The sequence below is a fragment of the Pseudoduganella sp. SL102 genome, assembly GCF_027856995.1.
In the GTDB taxonomy this organism is placed as follows: Bacteria; Pseudomonadota; Gammaproteobacteria; order Burkholderiales; family Burkholderiaceae_D; genus Rugamonas; species Rugamonas albidiflava.
The window spans coordinates 4,491,103-4,510,932 of sequence record NZ_CP115554.1 but is presented as its reverse complement, the minus strand read 5'-3'; the positions used below and the strand labels follow the sequence as shown (position 1 = coordinate 4,510,932).

Annotated in this window: 15 protein-coding genes; 9 read left to right on the top strand and 6 right to left on the bottom strand. The window is 66.4% G+C overall.

Annotation, left to right across the window (positions count from 1 at the left end; all coding sequences use genetic code 11):
* Positions 1–11 precede the first annotated feature (11 nt).
* Genes OU994_RS19125 through OU994_RS19115 form a run of 3 tightly spaced genes read left to right on the top strand, consistent with a single transcriptional unit; the run spans position 12 to position 4,761 of the window.
* Positions 12–1,022, top strand: a complete 1,011-nt coding sequence (locus OU994_RS19125; protein WP_281607194.1) for an aldo/keto reductase — start codon at positions 12–14, stop codon at positions 1,020–1,022.
* Positions 1,019–2,965, top strand: a complete 1,947-nt coding sequence (locus OU994_RS19120) for an ABC transporter ATP-binding protein (protein WP_281607193.1) — start codon at positions 1,019–1,021, stop codon at positions 2,963–2,965. Before OU994_RS19125 ends, OU994_RS19120 begins: the two co-directional genes overlap by 4 nt.
* Entirely contained in the window at positions 2,962–4,761 is a 1,800-nt protein-coding gene (locus OU994_RS19115) for an ABC transporter ATP-binding protein (protein ID WP_281607192.1), read from the top strand. The genes OU994_RS19120 and OU994_RS19115 overlap by 4 nt, the downstream gene beginning before the upstream one ends.
* Positions 4,762–4,828: 67 nt before the next feature.
* On the opposite strand, the gene OU994_RS19110 is transcribed toward OU994_RS19115, so the two are convergent.
* Positions 4,829–6,409 carry a jacalin-like lectin gene (locus tag OU994_RS19110; RefSeq protein ID WP_281607191.1) on the bottom strand — a complete coding sequence of 527 codons (1,581 nt, stop codon included), beginning with the start codon at positions 6,407–6,409 and terminating at the stop codon, positions 4,829–4,831.
* 377 nt (positions 6,410–6,786) lie between these two features.
* Between OU994_RS19110 and OU994_RS19105 the strand changes: the two genes are divergently transcribed.
* The gene (locus OU994_RS19105; protein ID WP_281611669.1) at positions 6,787–7,476 is read left to right on the top strand and encodes a response regulator transcription factor; all 690 of its coding nucleotides are present in this window, start codon (positions 6,787–6,789) and stop codon (positions 7,474–7,476) included.
* A 4-nt stretch (positions 7,477–7,480) separates the two neighbouring features.
* A complete protein-coding gene (locus OU994_RS19100) occupies positions 7,481–9,409 on the top strand; it encodes a sensor histidine kinase (protein WP_281607190.1) in 1,929 nt (642 codons plus the stop codon).
* A gap of 155 nt (positions 9,410–9,564) precedes the next feature.
* Here the strand turns inward: OU994_RS19100 and OU994_RS19095 are convergent, their stop codons facing one another.
* The gene (locus tag OU994_RS19095) at positions 9,565–10,470 is read right to left on the bottom strand and encodes a LysR substrate-binding domain-containing protein (RefSeq protein ID WP_131145566.1); all 906 of its coding nucleotides are present in this window, start codon (positions 10,468–10,470) and stop codon (positions 9,565–9,567) included.
* A gap of 241 nt (positions 10,471–10,711) precedes the next feature.
* Between OU994_RS19095 and OU994_RS19090 the strand changes: the two genes are divergently transcribed.
* The 4 genes from OU994_RS19090 (at position 10,712) to OU994_RS19075 (ending at position 15,091) form a co-directional block, all read left to right on the top strand.
* Complete coding sequence (locus OU994_RS19090; RefSeq protein WP_281607189.1) at positions 10,712–13,003, top strand: TonB-dependent receptor domain-containing protein; 2,292 nt, start codon at positions 10,712–10,714, stop codon at positions 13,001–13,003.
* 11 nt (positions 13,004–13,014) lie between these two features.
* Positions 13,015–14,268 carry an acyl-CoA dehydrogenase family protein gene (locus tag OU994_RS19085; protein ID WP_281607188.1) on the top strand — a complete coding sequence of 418 codons (1,254 nt, stop codon included), beginning with the start codon at positions 13,015–13,017 and terminating at the stop codon, positions 14,266–14,268.
* 146 nt (positions 14,269–14,414) lie between these two features.
* Positions 14,415–14,846 (top strand): hypothetical protein, encoded by a 432-nt coding sequence (locus tag OU994_RS19080; RefSeq protein WP_281607187.1) that lies wholly within the window; start codon positions 14,415–14,417, stop codon positions 14,844–14,846.
* Entirely contained in the window at positions 14,843–15,091 is a 249-nt protein-coding gene (locus OU994_RS19075; protein ID WP_281607186.1) for a hypothetical protein, read from the top strand. Before OU994_RS19080 ends, OU994_RS19075 begins: the two co-directional genes overlap by 4 nt.
* A 65-nt stretch (positions 15,092–15,156) precedes the next feature.
* On the opposite strand, the gene OU994_RS19070 is transcribed toward OU994_RS19075, so the two are convergent.
* The 4 genes from OU994_RS19070 to OU994_RS19055 form a co-directional block, all read right to left on the bottom strand.
* Positions 15,157–15,303, bottom strand: coding sequence for a hypothetical protein (locus OU994_RS19070; RefSeq protein ID WP_281607185.1), 147 nt, complete (start codon positions 15,301–15,303; stop codon positions 15,157–15,159).
* Positions 15,304–15,546: 243 nt separating this feature from the next.
* On the bottom strand, positions 15,547–15,699 hold the full coding sequence (locus OU994_RS19065) for a hypothetical protein (RefSeq protein WP_281607184.1): 153 nt from the start codon (positions 15,697–15,699) through the stop codon (positions 15,547–15,549).
* A 371-nt stretch (positions 15,700–16,070) separates the two neighbouring features.
* Entirely contained in the window at positions 16,071–17,648 is a 1,578-nt protein-coding gene (locus tag OU994_RS19060) for an enterochelin esterase domain-containing protein (RefSeq protein ID WP_281607183.1), read from the bottom strand.
* Positions 17,648–19,717 carry a TonB-dependent receptor domain-containing protein gene (locus OU994_RS19055; RefSeq protein ID WP_281607182.1) on the bottom strand — a complete coding sequence of 690 codons (2,070 nt, stop codon included), beginning with the start codon at positions 19,715–19,717 and terminating at the stop codon, positions 17,648–17,650. The genes OU994_RS19060 and OU994_RS19055 overlap by 1 nt, the downstream gene beginning before the upstream one ends.
* Positions 19,718–19,830 lie beyond the last annotated feature (113 nt).

The following is a 19,830-nucleotide window of genomic DNA, read 5'->3' as shown; positions in this document are numbered from 1 at the left end:
CAAGGATAGCAATGAGCGACTACAACCAACTGGGGCGCAGCGGCCTGCGCGTCTCTCCGCTGTGCCTCGGCACGATGATGTTCGGCGGCGCCACGGGAGAGACCGAGGCCCGCGCCATCATCGACGATGCGCATGAACACGGCATCAACTTCATCGACACGGCCGACGTATACAACGGCGGCGAATCGGAACGCGTGGCCGGCCGGGCCATCGCCGCGCGGCGCGACAAGTGGGTGCTGGCGACCAAGGTCGGCCACAAGGCCGGCGACGGGCCGAACCAGTCGGGCCTGTCGCGCGGCCGCGTGCTGCACGCGGCCGAACAAAGCCTGGCGCGCCTGGGCACGGACTACATCGATATCTATTACCTGCATCGCCCCGATGCGCTGACACCCCTGGAAGAAACCTTGCGCGCCCTGGGCGACCTGCTTGCCCAGGGCAAGATCCGCTACTACGGACTGTCCAACTTCCAGGGCTGGCAGATCGCCGAGGTGGCGCACCTGGCGCGGCAGCTGGGCATCGCCGGGCCCGTCGTCACACAGCCTTACTACAACGCGGCGAACCGGATGCCGGAAGTGGAACACCTGCCGGCCGCCGCCCATTTCGGCCTGGGCGTGGTGCCTTACAGCCCGCTGGCGCGCGGCGTGCTGACGGGGAAGTACCGTCCCGGCGCGGCGCCGGAAGAGGGCAGCCGTATCGCCCGCAACGATACGCGTGCCTTGCAGACCGAGTGGCGGCCGGAGTCGCTGGCGCTGGCCCAGGCCATCGGCGAAGCGGCGCAGGCGCGCGGCATCACGACCGCCGAGTTCGCGTTTGCCTGGGTATCGAACAACCGGCTTGTGTCGTCCGCGATCGGCGGCCCGCGCACGCTCGACCAGTGGCGCAACTACCGTGCCGCGCTGCGCTACCGTTTCACCGCCGAGGATGAGGCGCTGTTCGACCGGCTGGTGCCGCCCGGGCACCCCAGCACGCCCGGCTATACCGACCCGGCCTATCCGGTGACGGGCCGGGTGGCGCGGGCATGACGGCGGCGGCACCCGAACCATCCGCATCGCCGCAGTCTTCAGCGCAGGTTCCCGCGCAGTTTTCAGAATACGTCGACGTCCACGCGATGCCCCGCGTGCTGGGGCGCCTGCTGCGGCTGGCGCTGCGGCATCCGTGGCGCTGCGCCGCCGCGGTGGCGTGTGCCCTCGGCGCGGCGGTCTTCAACCTGGTCATGCCCCGGCTGCTGGGCCAGGCCGTCGACCAGGCGGGTCACCCTGGTGGCGCAACCCTGGCCGATGCCGGACAGGCGCTGACCTGGACGGCACTGCTCATCGTGGCGGCGTGCGCCATGCGCGGCACGCTGACCGGCCTGCAGGGATATTGCGGGGAAACGCTGTCGCAGCGCGTGGCCTACGACCTGCGGCTGGCGTTCTTCGACAAGCTGCAGCAGCTGTCGTTCGGTTATCACGACCGCATCCACACGGGCGACCTGATCGCCCGTGGCATGCTGGACCTGGAAGGCGTGCGCGCCTTCTTTGAATTCGGCGTGCTGCGCGCCATTACCCTGGCGCTGCTGCTGGGCGTCGGCTCGTGGCGGCTGCTCAGTGTCGATGCCAGCCTCGGCGTGCTGGCGCTGTCCTTCGTGCCGTTCGTGCTGGCCATCGCCGCGGGTGCCGCCGTGCGGCTGCGCGCCAGCTGGCAACGCCTGCAGAAAATGATGGCCGAGCTCACGCTGCGGATGGAAGAAAACCTGCAGGGCGTGCGGGTGGTGCGCGCCTTTCATTCGAGCCTGGCCGAACTGGCGCGCTTCGACGAGATCTCCCGGCGCGCGCTGCGGCTGTCGAACGCCCGCATCACCGAGCGGATGGGATCGATCAGCCTGATGACGTTCTTCTATTACGTGTCGCTGGCGCTGGTGCTGTGGGTGGGCGGGCGGCGCGTGGCCACGGGCGAACTGACGGTCGGCGCGCTGACCGAGTTCCTCACCTTCATCACGATCCTGCAGCAGCCGCTGCGCCAGGTCGGCATGGTAGTCAATTCCAGCGCGCGCGCCACGGGATCGGGCGCGCGGCTGTTCGAAGTGCTGGATGCGGTGCCGGAGATCGCCGACCGCCCCGGCGCGGCGCACCTGCCGGCGGGGCCAAAGACGCTGCGCTTCGAGAACGTCGGTTTCCGCTACGTGGAAGGCGGCCGGGAGGTGCTGCGCGATGTCAGTTTCACGGTGGCGCCGGGGCAGGTGCTCGGCATCGTCGGCGCCCCGGGTAGCGGCAAGTCGACCATCGCGCACCTGGTGTCGCGCTTCTACGATGCCGGCAGCGGCCGGGTCACGCTGGGTGGGCGTGACGTGCGCGACGTCTCGCTGGCCTCGCTGCGCCGCGACGTGGCGCTGGTCCAGCAGGAGAACTTCCTGTTCGATACGTCGGTGCACGACAACGTGGCTTATGCATCGCCTGACGCCAGCGCGGCGACCGTGACGGCCGCCGCGGGCATCGCGCAGATCCACGACCATGTCGCGCGGCTGCCGCATGGCTATGCCACGCGCGTCGGCGAACGGGGCGCCGCACTGTCCGGCGGCCAGCGCCAGCGGATGACGATCGCCCGGGCACTGGTTGGCGACCCGTCGGTGGTCGTGCTGGACGATTCCACCGCCGCCATCGACCCCGTCACCGAGGCCAGGGTGCGCGAGGCGCTGCGCGAAGCCTGCCGCGACGCGGCCACCGTGATCATCGCCCACCGCCTCGGCGCGCTGCGGCATGCCGATCACATCATCGTGCTCGATGGCGGCGCGATCGTGGAGCGGGGCGACCACGCGTCGCTGCTGGCGGCCGGCGGCCGTTATGCCGAGCTGTGGGCGCTGCAGCACCGCACGGCGCGCGACGGCCTGGACGGTGCCCGGAACGACCGACGGTATGACAGAAAATACGACAGGCAGCACGACGGCGCGCCGGAAATGGACGAACCATTGGCGGGAGTGGGCACATGAGCGCTTTCGTGAATGACGATGTGCGCGGGCAGGAGGAGGAAGTCTTCGCCCGCTTCGACCGCAGCGTGACGGCGCGGCTGTGGCAATTCATGCATGGCCACCGCGCCATGCTGGCGGTGGTCGTGCTGCTCGTGCTGCTCTACACGGTGGTGCAGGTGCTGATCCCGGTCGCCATCCGGCACGCGGTCGACAGCGCGCTGGGACGGTCGGCGCATGCCTTCGACACGGTGCTGTCGGCGTTCGCACTGCTGGTCGTGGTGAATGCGATACTGACCTTCTTCCAGGAATGGCTGGCGGCGCGGCTGGCGCAGCGGGTGATCTTCGACCTGCGCCGCGCCATGTTTGCCCACCTGCAGCGCGTGTCGCTGGCCATCCTCGACCAGACGCATGTCGGCCGGCTGATGGCGCGGCTGCAGGGCGACGTCAACGCGCTGCAGGAATTCATGGAAACCTCCGTCACGGCCCTGGGCGAGCTGTTCCTGCTGGCGGGGCTGGTGATCCTGCTGCTGGCGATGGACTTCCAGCTAGGCCTGCTGACACTGGGCGTGGTGCCGGCGCTGCTGGTGCTGCGGCACGCGTGGCTGCCCTGGGCGAAACGGGTGTTCGCGCGGTCGCGCGAGGCGTCGTCCTCGGTGAACGCGGCGCTCGCGGAAAACATCAACGGCATCCGCACCGTGCAGGAAAACCGGCGCGAAGCCGTCAACCTGCGGCGCTACGAGGAACGGGCGCGCGAGAACCTGGAAGCGCAGACCGGTGCCTCGCTGGTGTCGCAGGTGATGATGCCGGCCGTCGACCTGCTGACGGGACTGGCGATGGCCGTGGTGGTCGTGGTGGGCGGCCGTGCCGTGCTGGCCGGCGAGCAGGACGTCGGCGTCATGCTGGCCTTCATCTTCTGCGTGCAGCGCTGCTTCGACCCGATCCGCACGCTGGCCATGCAGTACACGGTGATGCAGCGGGCCATGGCGTCCGGCCAGCGCATCATCGAAGTGCTGGAAGTGCCCGTCACGCTGGAAGACCGCCCGGACGCGGCGGCGTGGACGGATGCACCGCCATCGGTGGCGTTCGAGCACGTGACGTTCGGCTACCGGCCCGGCCAGCCGGTGCTGCATGACCTGAACCTGCGGATCGCGCCGTACCAGACCGTCGCCCTGGTCGGGCCGACCGGCTCCGGCAAGACCAGCATCGCCGCGCTGGTGCACCGCTTCTACGACGCCTGGCAGGGTTCGGTGGCGGTGGGCGGGCGCGACGTGCGCGAACTGGCGCTCGATTCGCTGGGCCGGCACGTCGGCATGGTGCTGCAGGAGCCGTTCCTGTTCAGCGGCAGCGTGGCCGACAACGTCGCCTACGGCCTGGCCGGCGCCACCCGCGAGCAGGTGATCGATGCCTGCAAGGCGGTGCATGCGCACGGCTTCATCGCCGCGCTGCCGCAGGGGTATGACACGCAGCTGGGCCAGCGCGGGCGCAACCTGTCGGTCGGCCAGCGGCAACTGCTCAGCTTTGCGCGCGCGCTGCTGGCGTCGCCGAAGATCCTGATCCTGGACGAAGCCACCGCCAACATCGACAGTTTCACGGAACAGGAAATCGGTCGCGCGCTGAACGTGCTGCGCCAGGGCCGCACGACGATCATCATCGCCCACCGGCTGGCCACCATCCGCGACGCCGATCTGATCGTGGTGCTGGACGGCGGCCGCATCGTCGAGCAGGGCAACCACCGGCAACTGCTGGCGCGGGGCGGCATGTACGCGGCCCTGCACCGCAGCAGCAGTGCCTCGTTCGACGACCTGGTGCCGGGATAGCGTAAACGTGAGATACGGCGGGCAGGATCACCCTTGCACCTGTTCCTTCGCTGCCCGCCGCACCGGTTCACGCGGGGCCGAATGTCGCCGGCGAGAATCGCACGGTGACGGCCTCGAGGTGATCCAGGACGTTCCCGAACGAACCGCTGAATCCCAGCAGTCGCGTGCACTCGTCTGCCGGCTCGGTCCAGTAGCCTTGTCCATCGCAGCCCTGGGGGTCGGCCGGGCAAGTGACTTCGAAATCCGCGCCCTTGAAGGATATCCAGTTCACCACATTACCGAATCTTGTCTGGATACTGGTGATGCGCTGGTTCGGTTGCAAGGTCAAGGTGCTCTGGTTATCGCCTCCATCGCCGCCGCGCCGGTCCATTCTATGCATGATTCCGCCCCTGGAATACGTGGTGGTGATGGAATCGATCACATTTCCGCCCCATCCGACAATCTCTGCAATCCTGGTTTTCTGGCGAACGTGGTCCGCCGATACGTCGCTGAAAAAATGATCGCCGCCGCCGCCGGACAAGGAGGTGGTGCCAAGCGTGTAATTGAGGACCGGCGGCGTCCAGCCACTGGAGTTCAAGTCGGGGTTGGTGTATTCCTTGGTCGGGTCTTTCTCCATTTGCTTGAACATAGTCTTCAGGGTCTGGATATCCGACAGCAGCAGTTTCTTGTGCTCGGTAAGTTTAGTATCGCCGCGGTACGCGTAGAACTGGTAAAGATCCTCGAGTTCCGTGACGCTGGCGGCCAGGCTATTGGCCTTTGCAAACAGGACCGATAAACCGGGCTCATCGGGGGTGCCGACGAACAGCGCGACGTTATCCTGGATCGTCAGGAAGTCATCGATCAGCGGCGGCGGAAAATCCGGAACCCTGACATAACTGGACGTGGCATAGGACAAGGTGACGAGGTCGGTGGCGGAAACCTTCGATGGGAAATCCAGTGCGAACTGGACGATATCGTCGGCATCCGGCGCCTTGGCTGTCGAGCCCCGGACGAATTGCGTCAACGACTTGGTCGTTTCGATATTCCTGAAGGCATTTTGCAGGTTGACCTGGAGGGAAGCCTCGATGGTGCCCTGCGTACTGATGCCATTGACATTCAACGTGGTCAGGACGTCGGTCTGTTCATCCGTGGTCCTGGATTGGAAGGAGAATACGGCGGCATATTCGCCGCCCCGCTCGATGGCGCTGACAAAGCTGTCGCCGTAGATCCTGAAAAAGGTCCTGGCATCGTCCGGCGCGGTGATCTTGAGTGAAACACTGTCGAATTGAGTGCCTTGTGTAACGGCTTTTGCATACGCAACCAGGTGAACGCTGGTGCGCGTTACCTTCAGTTTGCTGACAAACTCGGATTTTGCATCGACTGAACCGAATCCGCATGATGCCGAGACCGATGCGGAAATCGACAGCGCATTGCTGATCTCCTCCATCGTCGTACAGATCGTGTAGGTCATGGCGCTGCTCGCGCCCGTGGAGCTGGTCGTCCCCGTGACAGCAGCGCTGCGGATAGCGCTCATGAACGAGTCGTACCCTTGAAAGACGCTGGCTGGGCCGTCCATTGACGCTGCTTCGACAGCCTCCAGGCCATCGTCGGCCGGAACGCTACCGGCGGCTGTGGCGGTTGTCACGTATTCCTCGAATGTGCTTTGCATGTTGATTCCTCGGTTAGTCAGGACAAATTGGCGGACCGGTCGGGCGTGCGGCCGAGATAATGAAAATACGCATCGACAGGATCATGGGGATTGATCGACGAGCGTTGCGCTGGTCGATCAATCGATGTTGCCCGGTTCATGATCGCGCTTGTGTTTCCCCGGTTTTCGTCGAGTGGACCGATTGTATTTCCGGGGTGGGCCGCGGTCTGTCCCCACAACTGGCGACACGGCGTTTGTCCCCAGAACTGGTGACACGGAAACAGCTTTCCCTGTCGGTGAATGACACGGGATGTGGCATGATGGGGAACCCGCACCGTGCCTGGCGCGCACGGGCGTCACTCTTTCAGGCCCGCCCCGCGCCGACTTTCGGCTTCCTCATGCACACAACGTCCAGCAACGGCGTCATCCAGGTCGTCCTCGTGGAAGACGATGTCAATTTCCAGCACATGGTGCGGCATATGATCGATGGCGCACCCGACATGACATTGCTGGCGGTCGCCAGCACGCGTGCGCAGGGCATGCAGCTGCTCGACGTGCTGCACATCGATGTGTTACTGGTCGATCTGGGTTTGCCGGACGGTTCAGGCATCGATGTGATCCATTCGGCACACTTGAAGCAGCCGGATTGCGGCATCATGGTGTGCACTGTCTTTGGCGATGAAATGCATGTGATGCAATCGCTGGAAGCCGGTGCCAGCGGCTACCTGCTCAAGGATAGCGCGGCGCACAGCATGGTCGTGGAGATCCGCAGCCTGCATCTGGGCGGCAGTCCCATCAGCCCGATCATTGCACGCCAGATCCTGATGCGCTTTCGAGAAAAGAATCCCGTGGTGCCGGCGCCGTTGCCGTCATTGCCGAAACCATCGCGGCCTCCGCTGTCGGCCCGCGAGCAGCAGGTCCTGGAATTGATCACCAAGGGCTTCACCGCCGATGAAATCGCGGAGCTGATCTCGGTCTCGCGTCACACGGTGCTGACCTTCGTGCGCCGTATTTACAGGAAACTCCAGGTAACATCCAAGGCCGAGGCGATCTACGAGGCCAGGCACCAGGGCTTGCTGGAAGACTGAAGCGATGCGACGGGTGCTGGCCGTGATGATGTTGTGCAGCCTGTTTCGCCTCGCGTGGGCGCAAGCCGGGGCACCACGGGCCGAAATGCCCCTGCACCTGACCGAGGCTGACATCATGGTCGCCGGGGGCCGCGGATATTCCGACCCGCCCTATGAAATTGACGTCGACCAGTTGCGGGGCCAGTGGCGCAGGGTCGCGTTGCCACATGCGCTGATTCGCCAGCTTACTCCGCTGGCCAGCCAGGACAGCTCGACCGGCCCGGCAACGGTGGTGATCTGGTATCGCCTGCAGGTCCCCGCCTTCCCGGCTTCCGCCACGCCAGGTTACCTGTACATACCGCGCTGGAAAACCGATGGGCAGATCGCCGTGTATGGCGACAAACGGCTGTTGTACCAGTCGCACCAGAATACCTACTGGAACGGCTGGAACATTCCCCTCTGGATCGCACTGGCCGACACATCGAACGTCCCGCCGCCACGGACCATTTTCCTGCGCATAGAGCGTCCCAGCACGTCCGGCGGTGGCATTTCCACGGTCTGGCTGGGCTCCGACGCCCTGAACTGGCGCTACCGGGCGCGCTACCTGGTGCAGGTACAACTGCCCTATACCAGCAGCGCAGCCTTCCTGGCCGTCGGCGTGTTTTCCTTCTTCGTATGGTTGCGCCTGCGAAGCGAAACCATTTACCTGCTGTTCTTCGCCATATCGGTTGCCTCGTTCCTGCGCACCCTGCATTACCACGTGGGTGAAAGTCGCCTGCCGGTCAGCGATGAATGGTTTACCTGGCTGACCATCAATGCGATTTTCTGGATGGTACTCGTCACCCACTTCTTCCTGAACCATCTCCATCGGCACCCCGTGCCCTGGCTGGATCGGACAGTCTGCACGGTCACCGCCTGCGTTGCGGTCATTACCTTGCCGACGTTCGCAACCATTCTCGATGCCTATACCTTGGCGCCATTGGCCTACATCGTCCTGATGTTCGTTGGCACCGCAGTGGGAGCCGTAGGTGGCTATCAATGCTGGCGCAGCCACTCGAACGATGGCCTGCTGCTCAGTATCTGGGGCATTGTCGGGCTATTGCTGGGTGTTTATGACTGGCTCCTGCAGAATAATTACGTGGATATCGAGAACATCTATCTGGGCCCCTACAACAACATCGGCGCCTTCCTGATCTTCATGTACATCATCTATCGCCGCTTCCTGGAAGCCAACGACAGCGTCAGGCTGGTCAATGCCGGACTGCAGCAGCGCTTGCAGGAGCGTGAAGATGAACTGCAGGAAAGCCACCGCAGGCTGCGTGAAATCGCCCTTGTCCAGACCCTCCACGATGAACGGCAGCGCCTGACGCAGGATATGCACGACGGCATGGGTTCTTCGCTGCTCACCGCGCTGCTGGCCGTGGAGCGCGGCCACACCGATCCCGCGATGGTCGCCGACATCCTGAAGAATTGCATCGACGATTTGAAGCTCACGATCGACTCGATGGAGCCGGTGCAGGCCGACCTGCTGCTGCTGCTGGCGACATTGCGATTCCGCCTGGGCCCGCGGCTGGAGAGCGCCGGCATCAACCTGCGCTGGGAGGTGCAGAATGTACCGGTCATCGAATGGATCGATCCCCGCAATGCGCTGCACATCCTGCGCATCCTGCAGGAGGGATTCGCCAATATCGTCAAGCACGCGGAAGCGACGGAAGTGCGCGTCACTACCTGTGTCGAGGCCGATGCCGTACTGGTCGTCATTAGCGACAACGGCGTGGGTTTTTCGCTGGAGGCGGGGCTGGGCAAGGAGGGCAAGGGGCTGCGTAACCAGCTGCGCAGGGCGGCCTCGATCGGTGCGGGGATCATGCTGGAGTCGGATGCTGCCGGCACGCGCCTGACCTTGCGTCTGCCGGTCGAACGGAAGCTCGACCCGATGGCATCGAAACGGCAATAGGCCGCGCCTGAACAGTTCCGCGCAATCCGCACGGGGGAGATCTTTACCTGGCTGGGTGAGATGGAGGCCGCGCCGCTATCGTGCGAACCGGTCCCCTCATCGTTGCCCAGGCCAGGCCGGCCGGTACACCACGCCGGGCACCTGCAGGAGGCCAGCTACTGCGGCGCCACCTGCAGCCCCGGCGCGAACATGTCGATGAAGCGGTAGGCAAAGCTGGGCAGGAACACGCCGTTGCGCACGCCCAGCATCGTCGTGCACGAGCCGAACAGTTCGCCGTCCGTCTCCAGCACGTGCAGGCCGGACTGCGCCAGGTCGTCAAGCGCCATCTCGGCGACGATGCCGATGCCCAGGCCGCGCCGCACGTAGGTCTTGATCACGTCGGCATCCATCGCCGTCAGCCGGAGGTCGGGCACCAGGCCGCCCTGCCGGAACGCTGCGTCCACGCATTTGCGGCCGGTGAACTGTTCGTTGTAGGTGATCAGCGGGTGGGCGGCGATGTCGGCCAGCGTGACCGGGGTGCGCGCCAGCAGCGGATGGCCGGCCGGCACCACCACGCGGTGGCTCCATGTAAAGCAGGGGAATGCCCGCACGGCGGACGCCGCGTCCAGCGCCTCGGAGGCGATGCCGATGTCGGCGTCGCCTTCGCTGACCATCGCGGCGATCTGGCGCGGCGTGCCCTGGTGCAGTTCCAGCGTGACCTTCGGATAGGCGCGGTTGAATTCCTCGACCACTTTCGGCAGCGTGTACCGCGCCTGCGTGTGCGTGGCGGCGATTACCAGGCGGCCGCTGTCCACGCCCGCATACTGGCTGGCATAGCGGCGCAGGTTTTCCGTCTCCTGCAGGATGCGGCCGACGATCTGCACCGCGCCGTCGCCGGCACGCGTCAGCGCCGTCAGGCGCTTGCCGGAACGGACGAACAGTTCGATGCCCAGTTCATCCTCCAGGTCCTTGATCTGCTTGCTCACGCCCGACTGCGACGTGTACAGCACGGCCGCCACTTCGGTCAGGTTCAGGTTGTTGCGCACGGCTTCGCGCACGAAGCGCAGCTGCTGGAAATTCATCGGTCCCTCCGGTCACTATCACGCCACCATGATAGTTATCCATGCGCGAATGACAACGAAGCGTTCCGAATATGGATATCGAAAACGTGCACGGCTACTTTGCAAAGCGGTGCGGAGCCGCCGATCCATATATCGGCGGCGTTCATATCGATTCCACTTTTGATTGTTTGTGCAACGCGGCACGGTTCGGTAACTTGCGATTCACCATTCCCATCGCATCCATCGAAAGAGAGAACCGCACGTGTACCAGGCAGAGTCGAACACCCAGAAGAAGAACCGGAACAACAGAGGCCGCGGCGCGCTGACCGCCAGCGCGGCGGCGGCGGCGGCCCTGTGCGCCATGCTGGCACCGGCGCACGCGGCATCGGTTGCCGCGGCCGTTGCCGCCGTGGAGGCGGCGCCCGCGCTGGCCGTCGCCATGGCGGAGCAGGCCGAGGTGGCCGGGGCCGCGGCTGCCGCGAGCGCGGCGGCGGAAGCCGAATCCGGCATCGCGATGGCCGGTACCGTGCACGTCGCCGGCAAGGCCCTGAACGGCGCCGACCGCGCCAGGCTGCGGCTGGACGAGGTACCGGGCGGCGTCAGCGTCGTCAGCCAGGAGCGGGTCGAGCGGGGCCGCGTGTTCACCAACGAAGACGTGCTGGCCTTCCAGCCGGGCGTGTATGCCCAGGCGGCCGGCGGCACCGACGGCATCAAGATCTCGATCCGCGGTTCGGCCATCAACCGCGGCACCAATTTCTTCCGTTCCGGCACGCTGTTCCTGTTCGACGGCCTGCCCGTCACGGGGCCGGGCGGCACGCCGTATGAACTGTTCGAGCCGCTCGGCCTGTCGCGCACCGAGATCCTGCGCGGTGCCAACGCGTTCGACGCGGGCGCGCTGATGCTGGGCGGCGCGATCAACTACGTGACGCGGACCGGCCGCGATGCCGCGCCCTTCGAGGCGCGCGTGGAGGCCGGCAGCTTCGGCTACAAGAAAGTGGCCGTCAGTTCGGGCCGCGCGATCGGCGACTGGGATTACTACGTGGCCGGCATCGCCTCCGAGCGGGATGGCTACCAGGCGCTGTCGCAGGGCGAGTCGCGCGGCTTCATCGGCAACCTCGGCTACAGGATCGCCCCGAACCTGGATACGCGCTTCTACTTCCGCTACCGGAAGACCGACAACTGGCAACCGGGCGCGCTGACCGTGGCGCAGGTGGAACAGGACCCGCGCCAGGCCAACCCGGTCGCCGTTGCGCAGAACGCGCACCGCAACCAGCCCGGTTCGCGCTGGCTGGCCAACAAGACCACCTGGACCATCGACGACGCTTCGTCGCTGGAGGCGGGCCTGGTGGTGCACGACTACCCGATCGACCAGCAACTGGCCGTCAATGTCGGCAGCTGGGGCTTCGCCGACACCTCGTTCTCGCTGCAGTACGCGCGCCGCGATACGCTGTTCGGCAAGCGCAGCGAAACCAGGGTGGGCGCCTTGTCGACCAGTCACCTGAACCATGGCTGGCTCGATACGCGGGTGCGCATCCCGGCGGCGGCCACCGCCGCGCTGCCGGTCGGCACCCTGATCCGGCGCGCCGAGTACGATGGCGAAGACCACGTGCTCCATGCCGGCAACGACCTGGAAGTGGCGCCCGGCCTGTGGCTGACGACCGGCGTTTCCGCCATCAAGACCAAGCGCTATACGGAAGTGGTGTATCCGGTCACGAACGAACCGTACCGCCGCAGCACCACGGCGCTGGCGCCGCGTGCCGGGCTGCGCTACACCTTCGACAACGAGATCCAGGTGTTCGGCAACGTCAGCCGCTCGGTCGAGCCGCCGAACTCCTGGGCCTTCCTGACGATTCCGCCCACCTTCACGACCGGCCCCGCCACCGGCCTGTCGCGGCGCGGCCTGGACTTGAAGGACCAGAAGGCCAACAGCGTGGAACTGGGCACGCGCGGCCGCGCCTTCGACTCGAACTGGAGCCTGTCGGTGTACCGCGCGCTGGTGAAAAACGAGCTGCTGTCGGTCGAGGTGATTCCCGCCTCGGCGACATCGGCGGCGATCACGGCCGAGTCGAATGCCACGCCCACCGTCCACCAGGGCATCGAGGCGGGGCTCGAATCGCAGCTGTGGGAGGGCGGCGCGGCGGGCCGGCTGTCGGCGCGCCAGTCGTTCACGCTGAACGACTTCTATTTCCGCAACGATGCCCGCTTCGGCCGCAATACGCTGCCGGGAATCCCGAAACGCTTCTACCAGGGCGAACTGCAGTACGAGCACCCGGGCGGTTTCTACGGCGGACTGTCGGTGCAGGCGGCGTCGCGGATCGATGTCGACTACGCCAACTCGTTCCGCACCCATGGCTACGGCATCGTCAACGCCAGCGTCGGCTACGACCATCCGCGCGACGGCTGGAAGGTGTTCGTCGACCTGCGTAACCTGGCCAACAAGCATTATGTATCGAGCGTGGCGCCGGCCTACAACGACGCGGGCACCGACCAGCGCCGTTCGGCGCCCGGCGAAGGCTTCGGCGTGTACGCCGGCATCCAGTACGCATTCCGTTGAACGGAGAAACCATGAGCGATATCCACGCATCTTTCCACCCGGCCGCATACCGGCCGGAGCCGGCTCCAACGGCCGCCCAATGGACCACCGAGGCCTTGCGCGAGCGTTTCCGGCCGGTGTTCGAGCGCATCGCGCTGGGCGCCGTCGAGCGCGAGCAGCAGCGCCGCCTGCCGTTCGACGAAGTACGGCTGCTGCGCGAAGCGGGCTTCGGCGCGCTGCGCATCCCGCGCAGCTATGGGGGCCTGGGCGCGACACTGCCGCAGTTCTTCACGCTGCTGCTGGACCTGGCGACCGCCGATTCGAATGTCTCGCACCTGCTGCGCGGTCACTTCTCCTTCCTGGAAAGCCGTCTGAACCACGAGGACGAAGCCACCCGCGCATTCTGGTTCCCCAAGGTGGCCGACGGGGCGCTGATCGGCTACGCGATGGCCGAGCAGTCCGCCAGCACCACGATCGGCACCACCATCGTCCGCGATGGCGACGGCTGGCTGCTGAACGGCAAGAAGTTCTACAGCACCGGCACCATCTACGCCGACTGGATCGTGGCGACGGCGAAGGATGGCGAGCAGCTGGCCAGCATCGCCTTTCCCGCCACCTTGCCGGGCGTGACCCGCCTGGACGACTGGGACGGTTTCGGCCAGCGCATGACCGGCAGCGGCACTACTGTATTCGACAACGTGCGGCTGCGCGACGAGCACGTGGTGCGGCGCTTCGACGGCACGGTGCCGGCCTCGTACAACAAGGCCTTCCTGCAACTGGTGCTGCTGACCAGCATGGCCGGGGCGGCCCGCGCCGGGCTGCGCGAGGCGATCGCCTTCGTGCAGCGCAAGACGCGCGCCTTCGACGTGCCGGGCGAGTCGAGCCCGCGCGAGGATCCGCTGGTGCAGCGCGTGGTCGGGCGGATCGCCAGCCTGTCGTATGCGGCCGACAGCCTCGTTGGCACGGTCGCGCGCACGCTGGAGGACACCTGGCAGCGCGCCCGGGCCGGCAGCGCGGACGATGCGCTGTATGCCGCCGTCGAGATCGAGGCGTTCCAGGCGCAGCAGGTGGTGATCGACCTGGTGCTGCAGGCCAGCACGCTGCTGTTCGACGTGGGCGGCGCATCGGCCACCAGCGAGGCGCGGCGGCTCGACCGGCACTGGCGCAACGCGCGCACGGCCGCGTCGCACAACCCGGCGATCTTCCGCGAACGGATGATCGGCGACTACTGGCTCAACGGCACGGTACCGCCGCGCATGCCGGCCGCCGAGCCGGCGCGGAATTGACGGCCGGGCTGTTTCCGGCAGGCAGTGGTTACAATCGATGACAGTTTTTTATCTGCCAGACGCTACCATGTTGAATACATCGCGGCGAGCGCTACCAGCGCCTGTCCGGGGCCGCTTCCGTCATTCAACAATTAAAAGGCTGGCAGATGATTCCTTTCCTGTGCTTCCACCTGGCACCGCAGTTCTACTTCCCGTTCAGCGGCGCCGTGTCGCAAGCCATCGATCCCGACATTACCTGGTTCCAGAACCTGATCCGGCCCGGGGCCGGCAATGCGCGCATCGAACGGCGCGCATTCGAGGAAGTGGCATCGTACGGCAAGCAGCTCGGGCTGATCACCGAGGTGCTGCTGGAGCAGGCGGCGCGTGCCGATGGCGAGGATTCCGAAGCGGTGCGCAAGCTGCGCGCCATGCAGTTGCAGATCGAGGGCATCAAGGCCCAGGAGTACGGACTCGCCGACCAGGCTTTGGTCGCGCGGGTGATCCAGGCTTTGCGGAACGGCGGCCCCGAGCTCGCCGTGCTGGCAAGGCAGACGGTGCCGGCGATCGAACCGGGACCCCAACCAGTGGAGCAGCCATGATGAAGCGTCAAGCAAGAAGAAACAGCGATATGGAAGCCGTCGTGCGGCAGGGCCTGGTGGTCGATGCCCAGCGCGGCTCGGCGAACGCTTGGGTGTACATGGCGGCGCAAGGCGTGCCGCGCAACGTGATCACGCGCGTGCTGTCGGCGCCGGACAATCGCCGCGATGGCGACCGGTTCGCCGTGGAGTCGGCGCGGTTCCCGATGCCGGCGGTCCGAACGCGGGCGCCGCGGCATGCGCACTGACGGCGCGGGCCGGTAAAACAAAAGCCTCCGCGAGCGGAGGCTTTTTCATTTGCGGCGGCTGATGATTACAGCGGCGGCAGCGGGCCGTTCACGTATGGCGCGCCAGCCAGTTCGATGGCGCGGCGCAGTTCGGCGAGGAAAGCGGAAACCAGGCGGGAAAAGCCCGAAGTTTCGGTGGCGGTGTCGAAGCGCGGTGCGGTGGTGGTCGTCATGGTCATGCTCCTGAATGCGTTTGCGTTGGCGATGGTTGGATCTTACGCGCCGTCCAGATATAGATCCAATTTTGATTTCCCATGCCGGCGATAAGTGTTTTGTATATCTCTTGGAGGCCTGTCATCACTGTTGCGTCATGTAAATATACGTTTTTCTTATTTCTGCCCGAATGAATATCTTTCTGCAAAGAAAAAAGCCAGGGCGGCAACCCTGGCTTTCGGTTGACCTCCTGCCGGACTCTGTTACAGCGGCGGCAGCGGGCCGTTCAGGTAAGGCGCGCCGTATTGCTTGATGGCGTTGCGGAGGAAGGCAAGCACGTTGCGGAGCGCGCGGGCAATGGCGGAGCCGGACCGGCGTTCGCTGGCGGCGGGGGAGGCGGTGATCGTGGCGTTCATGGCGGTTCTCGATGTCGTTGGCGTTATGCGATGGACGAATGGTACGGTCTCGATAGATATAAGGCCAATTTCGAGTTTGGATGTTGACTATCATGATCGTGAATAACGCAGAGACAGGCTGCCGACGCAGGGAAAGCCCATGCATTCACCTCAACGGCGGAGGGCTGGGGTCAGACCCGGCGGGGTGAAGCAGGGTTTCGCGAAGCATGCTTCGCGCCTGCGCAACGGTGCTGGCATGCATGCCAGCACTCCATCCTGACCCCGGAATTTGCACTTGGGTGGGCTTTCCTCAACGACATTCGAGCCTGGTGAGCGGTCTTTCCCGGCATCGAAATTGGAGCCTGTCACCGATTTCCCGACCAGCGCCACCGCTACCGCTTGCCCAGCAGCTCCACCAGCCCGTCCCCCAGGCTGCCGCGCCAGTGGTACCAGTCGTGCCCGGCGGCGAATTCACGGTAGGCCACCTGGTAGCCCTTGGCGCGCAGCACGTCGCGCAGGTGCCGCGTGGTGTCGAGGATGCCGGGCGAGCCGGCGCGGCCGGTTTCGTACAGGCCCGCTTCGAGCAGGAAGCGCACCGGCACCGCGGGCGCGCCGGCGAATTCGCGTGTCAGCCATTCGGGTTCCTCGCGGCCGGGCGACCACCAGAACGAGCCGGACTGGCTGTACACGTTGCCGAACAGCTCGGGATGGCGCAAGCCCGCGTGGGCAGCGGCCAGGCCGCCGTAGCTGGCGCCGCCGATGACGGTCTTCGCCGCCTCCGCGTACACGCCCCGCGCCCGCGCCCACGGCATCAGTTCCGTCGCCAGGAAGCGGGCGAACGCGGGGTTTGGCGGCAATTCCGCGCCGCGCGATTCGGCACTGGGGTTGGCGACCAGGATGGCCGCGGTCCGCGGCAGTGCGCCGCTGCCAGCCAGGTTGTCGAGGATGACCGATGCCGGCACCTCGGTCGTCAGGTTCTCGGCATCGAACAGCACCACCAGCGCATTGCCGGCCGCGCCGGGCTGCCAGCCGGCCGGGCGGTACAGCACGATGTCGCGCTCGTTGCCCAGTTCCCGGCTGGCCAGCCGCAAGGTTTCCACCGTGCCGGCGGCGATGCCGGGGCGCGGTTCCACCCACGCCTGCGGCGGCGCGGCCGGCAGTTCCAGCACCGAATTGCCATCGAAGCGGTCCAGCGGCTTCACGGGGAAACTGCGCGGATTGAGGGGATCGCGCTGCGCCGTCGCCAGGATCGCGCGGCGGCGCTGGGACGGCGTGCCGTCGAAGTCCGGCACGTCGGGCGCAAGCCGGTACGACAGCCGCGTGCTGGCCGGCACGCGGTAGCTGCGGTACCAGACATCGCTGTCGCCCAGCCGCGCCATCGCATCGTGGTCGGACGATGGCGCGCCCAGGATGCGCACGTTGGCGACGGCGCCGCGCCACAGGAACGTCAGCAGGACTTCGTCTTTCTCCAGTGCTGGGACCACGCCCGCCGTTTCGACCAGCGGCCCGCCGCCCGCCGCCGCCTCGGCCCAGAAGGCTTCGGTGCCGCCGCCGCCGGCCAGCGTGTCCCGCAGGGCGCGCAGCCTCGGGCTGTCCGGCAGCACGGCCGGTGCCACCTGCGCCGCGCGGGGTACCTGCCGCGTCAACTGGAGTTCGTAGGAGCCCGCGACCGGGGCGCGCACGTCCAGCGTGTACGGCCCGCGGTCGCCGGCGATGAACATGAAGTCCTGCTCGTCGCGCCGGCCCTTGGCCAGGATGCGGGCGCGCTGGCCATCGCGGTCGAGCAGCACCAGGCGCATGCCCTGGCCCGCGAGCAGGCCCTGCACGAAATCGCCGGGCGCCAGTTCCACCGGATGCTCGCGGTGGGTCTGCGCGGCCAGCGTGCCGGTGAAGCGGGGCAGGCCGGCGGCTGCCGCCAGCGCCGAAGAGCACAGCGCCGCCAGCGCCGCGATTGCGAGGAAGCGCCGCATCAGAACCTCGCCAGCAGCGACAGGAACAGCCGGCGGCCTTCCTCGTTGAAGTCGGCCGAGACGTCGCGCTGCGTGCCCCGGTCGGCCACGTTCAGCACGCCGGCGCTGACGGTGTACTGGCCGGCCCGGAACGCCGCCGACAGGTCGGCCACCGTATAGCCACCCTTGCGCAGCATGTTCACGCCGCTGGCGGGCACGTTCAGGTATTGCTCTCCGATGTAGCGCGCCGTGGCGGACGTGCTCCACGCGTCGGCCGGACGCCAGTCGAGCGACACGTTGGCGTTCATGCGCGGCCGGTAGACCAGTGGCAGGTCCTTCGCACCGCTGGTGTTCTTGGTGTCGGTGTAGGTGTAGTTGACACGGCCCGTGACGGTGTTCGTCAGCGTGGCGCGCAGGCTGGCCTCGATGCCGCGGGTGCGCACGCTGGCGATGTTCTGGTAGGCGAACACCGGCCGGCCATCCGGCAGGAAGCCCTTGAAGTTGGCATACGACGGGGCCAGCGCGCGGTCCGACGTGCGGCTGGTGATGTCGATCATGTCGCGCAGCTTGTTGTGGAAGGCGGTCACGCCGCCGGCCAGGCGGCCCTGTTCATACAGGATGCCCAGTTCCTTGCTGGTACTGGTTTCCGGCTTCAGGTCGGGACTGCCGATGATGTAGCAGCCCACGGTGGCGCTGCCGCACGATACCGAACCCCAGTTGCTGGACCCCTGCAGCAGTGTCGGTGCACGGAAGGCCCGCGCCCAGCCGGCCTTGACGGTCCACTGCGGCGCCGCGTGCCACACGGCGTAGGCGCGCGGGCTGTGGTGGCCGCCGAAGTTCTCGTGGTGGTCGTAGCGGTCGCCCAGGGTCACGCGCACATCGCCCGGCAGCACGATCTCGTCCTCGATGAACAGCGCTTCCTGCCGGACCGCGATGTCCGGATCGGCGCGGTAGCCCGGCGTGCCTGGCAGGCCGGTCACGTTGGCGGGATCGTGCAGCTTCTCGCGGCGTGCTTCGCCGCCCACCGTCAGCGTGTGGCCGGCCGATTCCCACGGCAGCACCAGCTTGCCGTTGACCGTGTCGTTGCGGGCTTCGTTCGGGTTCTTCTGGCCGGTGACGGTGCCGACCAGGTTCTGCGTCTTGTCCAGGTTGATCGACAGGTCCGAGCGGCCGAAGCCGTAGCGGCCCGAGTGGCTCAGCGAGCTGGCATCGCGTTCCAGGATGAAGCCGCCGTGGTCGCGCCGGCTGGTGTCGTGGCCCAGCTTCACTTCATGGCCCGCGGCGGGCAGCCAGGACAGCAGCGCGCTGTACTGCCGGTTGGCGATCAGCGGCATGCCGGCCTGCGCCACGCCATTGACCGGCGCATTCACCTGGCCGTCGCCATCGCGCCTGTCGTAGCCGGCCGATACGCGCAGGCCCAGCACGTCGGGGATCAGCGGACCGCTGGCGCTGACGCTGGCCGAGCGGGTATCGCCGGCGGCGTCGTCGCGCGGCGCCACGGCATCGAGTTTCACGGTGCCGCGCCAGGTCTTGCCGACCTTCTTCGTGATGATGTTGACCACGCCGCCGATCGCATCCGAGCCATACAGCGACGACATCGGCCCGCGCACCACCTCGATGCGCTCGATCTCCGTGGTGGGCACCCAGCCCGTATCGTAGTCGTTGCCGCGGAAGCTGGCGCTGGTGGAGTTGACGCGCTTGCCGTCGACCAGGAACAGCGTGTAGGCGGCGCCCAGCCCGCGCAGCTGCACGCCGGGCACCAGGTTGCCGCCGCGCGACAGCGACACGCCTTCGATGGTGCCGAGCAGCTCGGCCATTTCCAGGACCGGGCGTTTTTCGATGTCGGCACGGGTCAGCACGGAAATGCTGGCCGGGGCGTCGCGCACGGCCTGCTCGTGGGCCGATGCCGTGACCACGACGGTGGGCAGGGCTTCGTTGTCCTGGGCGTGCGCGGTGCAGGCGGCGCCAAGCGAGAGGCCGGCGGAGAGGGTGGTGACCAGCGTGCGGGAGAAGGGGGACGCGAGGGTGGTAGCGAAGGTGGAAAATACGGCGCCAGCCAGCGGCCGGCGGCGAAGGACTGCGGATTTCATGGACTTCCCCATTTGAGAATGATTCTTATTTGCGAAAAACGGGAATTGTGGCAGACTATTGCAAAAGGGATATTTGTTAAAAATAAGAATATGTTTGAGTCCGAAAAGAAATC

Bases quoted from the DNA above. Each gene is read 5' to 3' on its own strand.
- OU994_RS19125 (WP_281607194.1), top strand. From the start codon at position 12: ATGAGCGACTACAACCAACTGGGGCGCAGCGGCCTGCGCGTCTCTCCG.
- OU994_RS19120 (WP_281607193.1), top strand. From the start codon at position 1,019: ATGACGGCGGCGGCACCCGAACCATCCGCATCGCCGCAGTCTTCAGCG.
- OU994_RS19115 (WP_281607192.1), top strand. From the start codon at position 2,962: ATGAGCGCTTTCGTGAATGACGATGTGCGCGGGCAGGAGGAGGAAGTC.
- OU994_RS19110 (WP_281607191.1), bottom strand. From the start codon at position 6,409: ATGCAAAGCACATTCGAGGAATACGTGACAACCGCCACAGCCGCCGGT.
- OU994_RS19105 (WP_281611669.1), top strand. From the start codon at position 6,787: ATGCACACAACGTCCAGCAACGGCGTCATCCAGGTCGTCCTCGTGGAA.
- OU994_RS19100 (WP_281607190.1), top strand. From the start codon at position 7,481: ATGCGACGGGTGCTGGCCGTGATGATGTTGTGCAGCCTGTTTCGCCTC.
- OU994_RS19095 (WP_131145566.1), bottom strand. From the start codon at position 10,470: ATGAATTTCCAGCAGCTGCGCTTCGTGCGCGAAGCCGTGCGCAACAAC.
- OU994_RS19085 (WP_281607188.1), top strand. From the start codon at position 13,015: ATGAGCGATATCCACGCATCTTTCCACCCGGCCGCATACCGGCCGGAG.
- OU994_RS19080 (WP_281607187.1), top strand. From the start codon at position 14,415: ATGATTCCTTTCCTGTGCTTCCACCTGGCACCGCAGTTCTACTTCCCG.
- OU994_RS19075 (WP_281607186.1), top strand. From the start codon at position 14,843: ATGATGAAGCGTCAAGCAAGAAGAAACAGCGATATGGAAGCCGTCGTG.
- OU994_RS19070 (WP_281607185.1), bottom strand. From the start codon at position 15,303: ATGACGACCACCACCGCACCGCGCTTCGACACCGCCACCGAAACTTCG.
- OU994_RS19065 (WP_281607184.1), bottom strand. From the start codon at position 15,699: ATGAACGCCACGATCACCGCCTCCCCCGCCGCCAGCGAACGCCGGTCC.
- OU994_RS19060 (WP_281607183.1), bottom strand. From the start codon at position 17,648: ATGCGGCGCTTCCTCGCAATCGCGGCGCTGGCGGCGCTGTGCTCTTCG.
- OU994_RS19055 (WP_281607182.1), bottom strand. From the start codon at position 19,717: ATGAAATCCGCAGTCCTTCGCCGCCGGCCGCTGGCTGGCGCCGTATTT.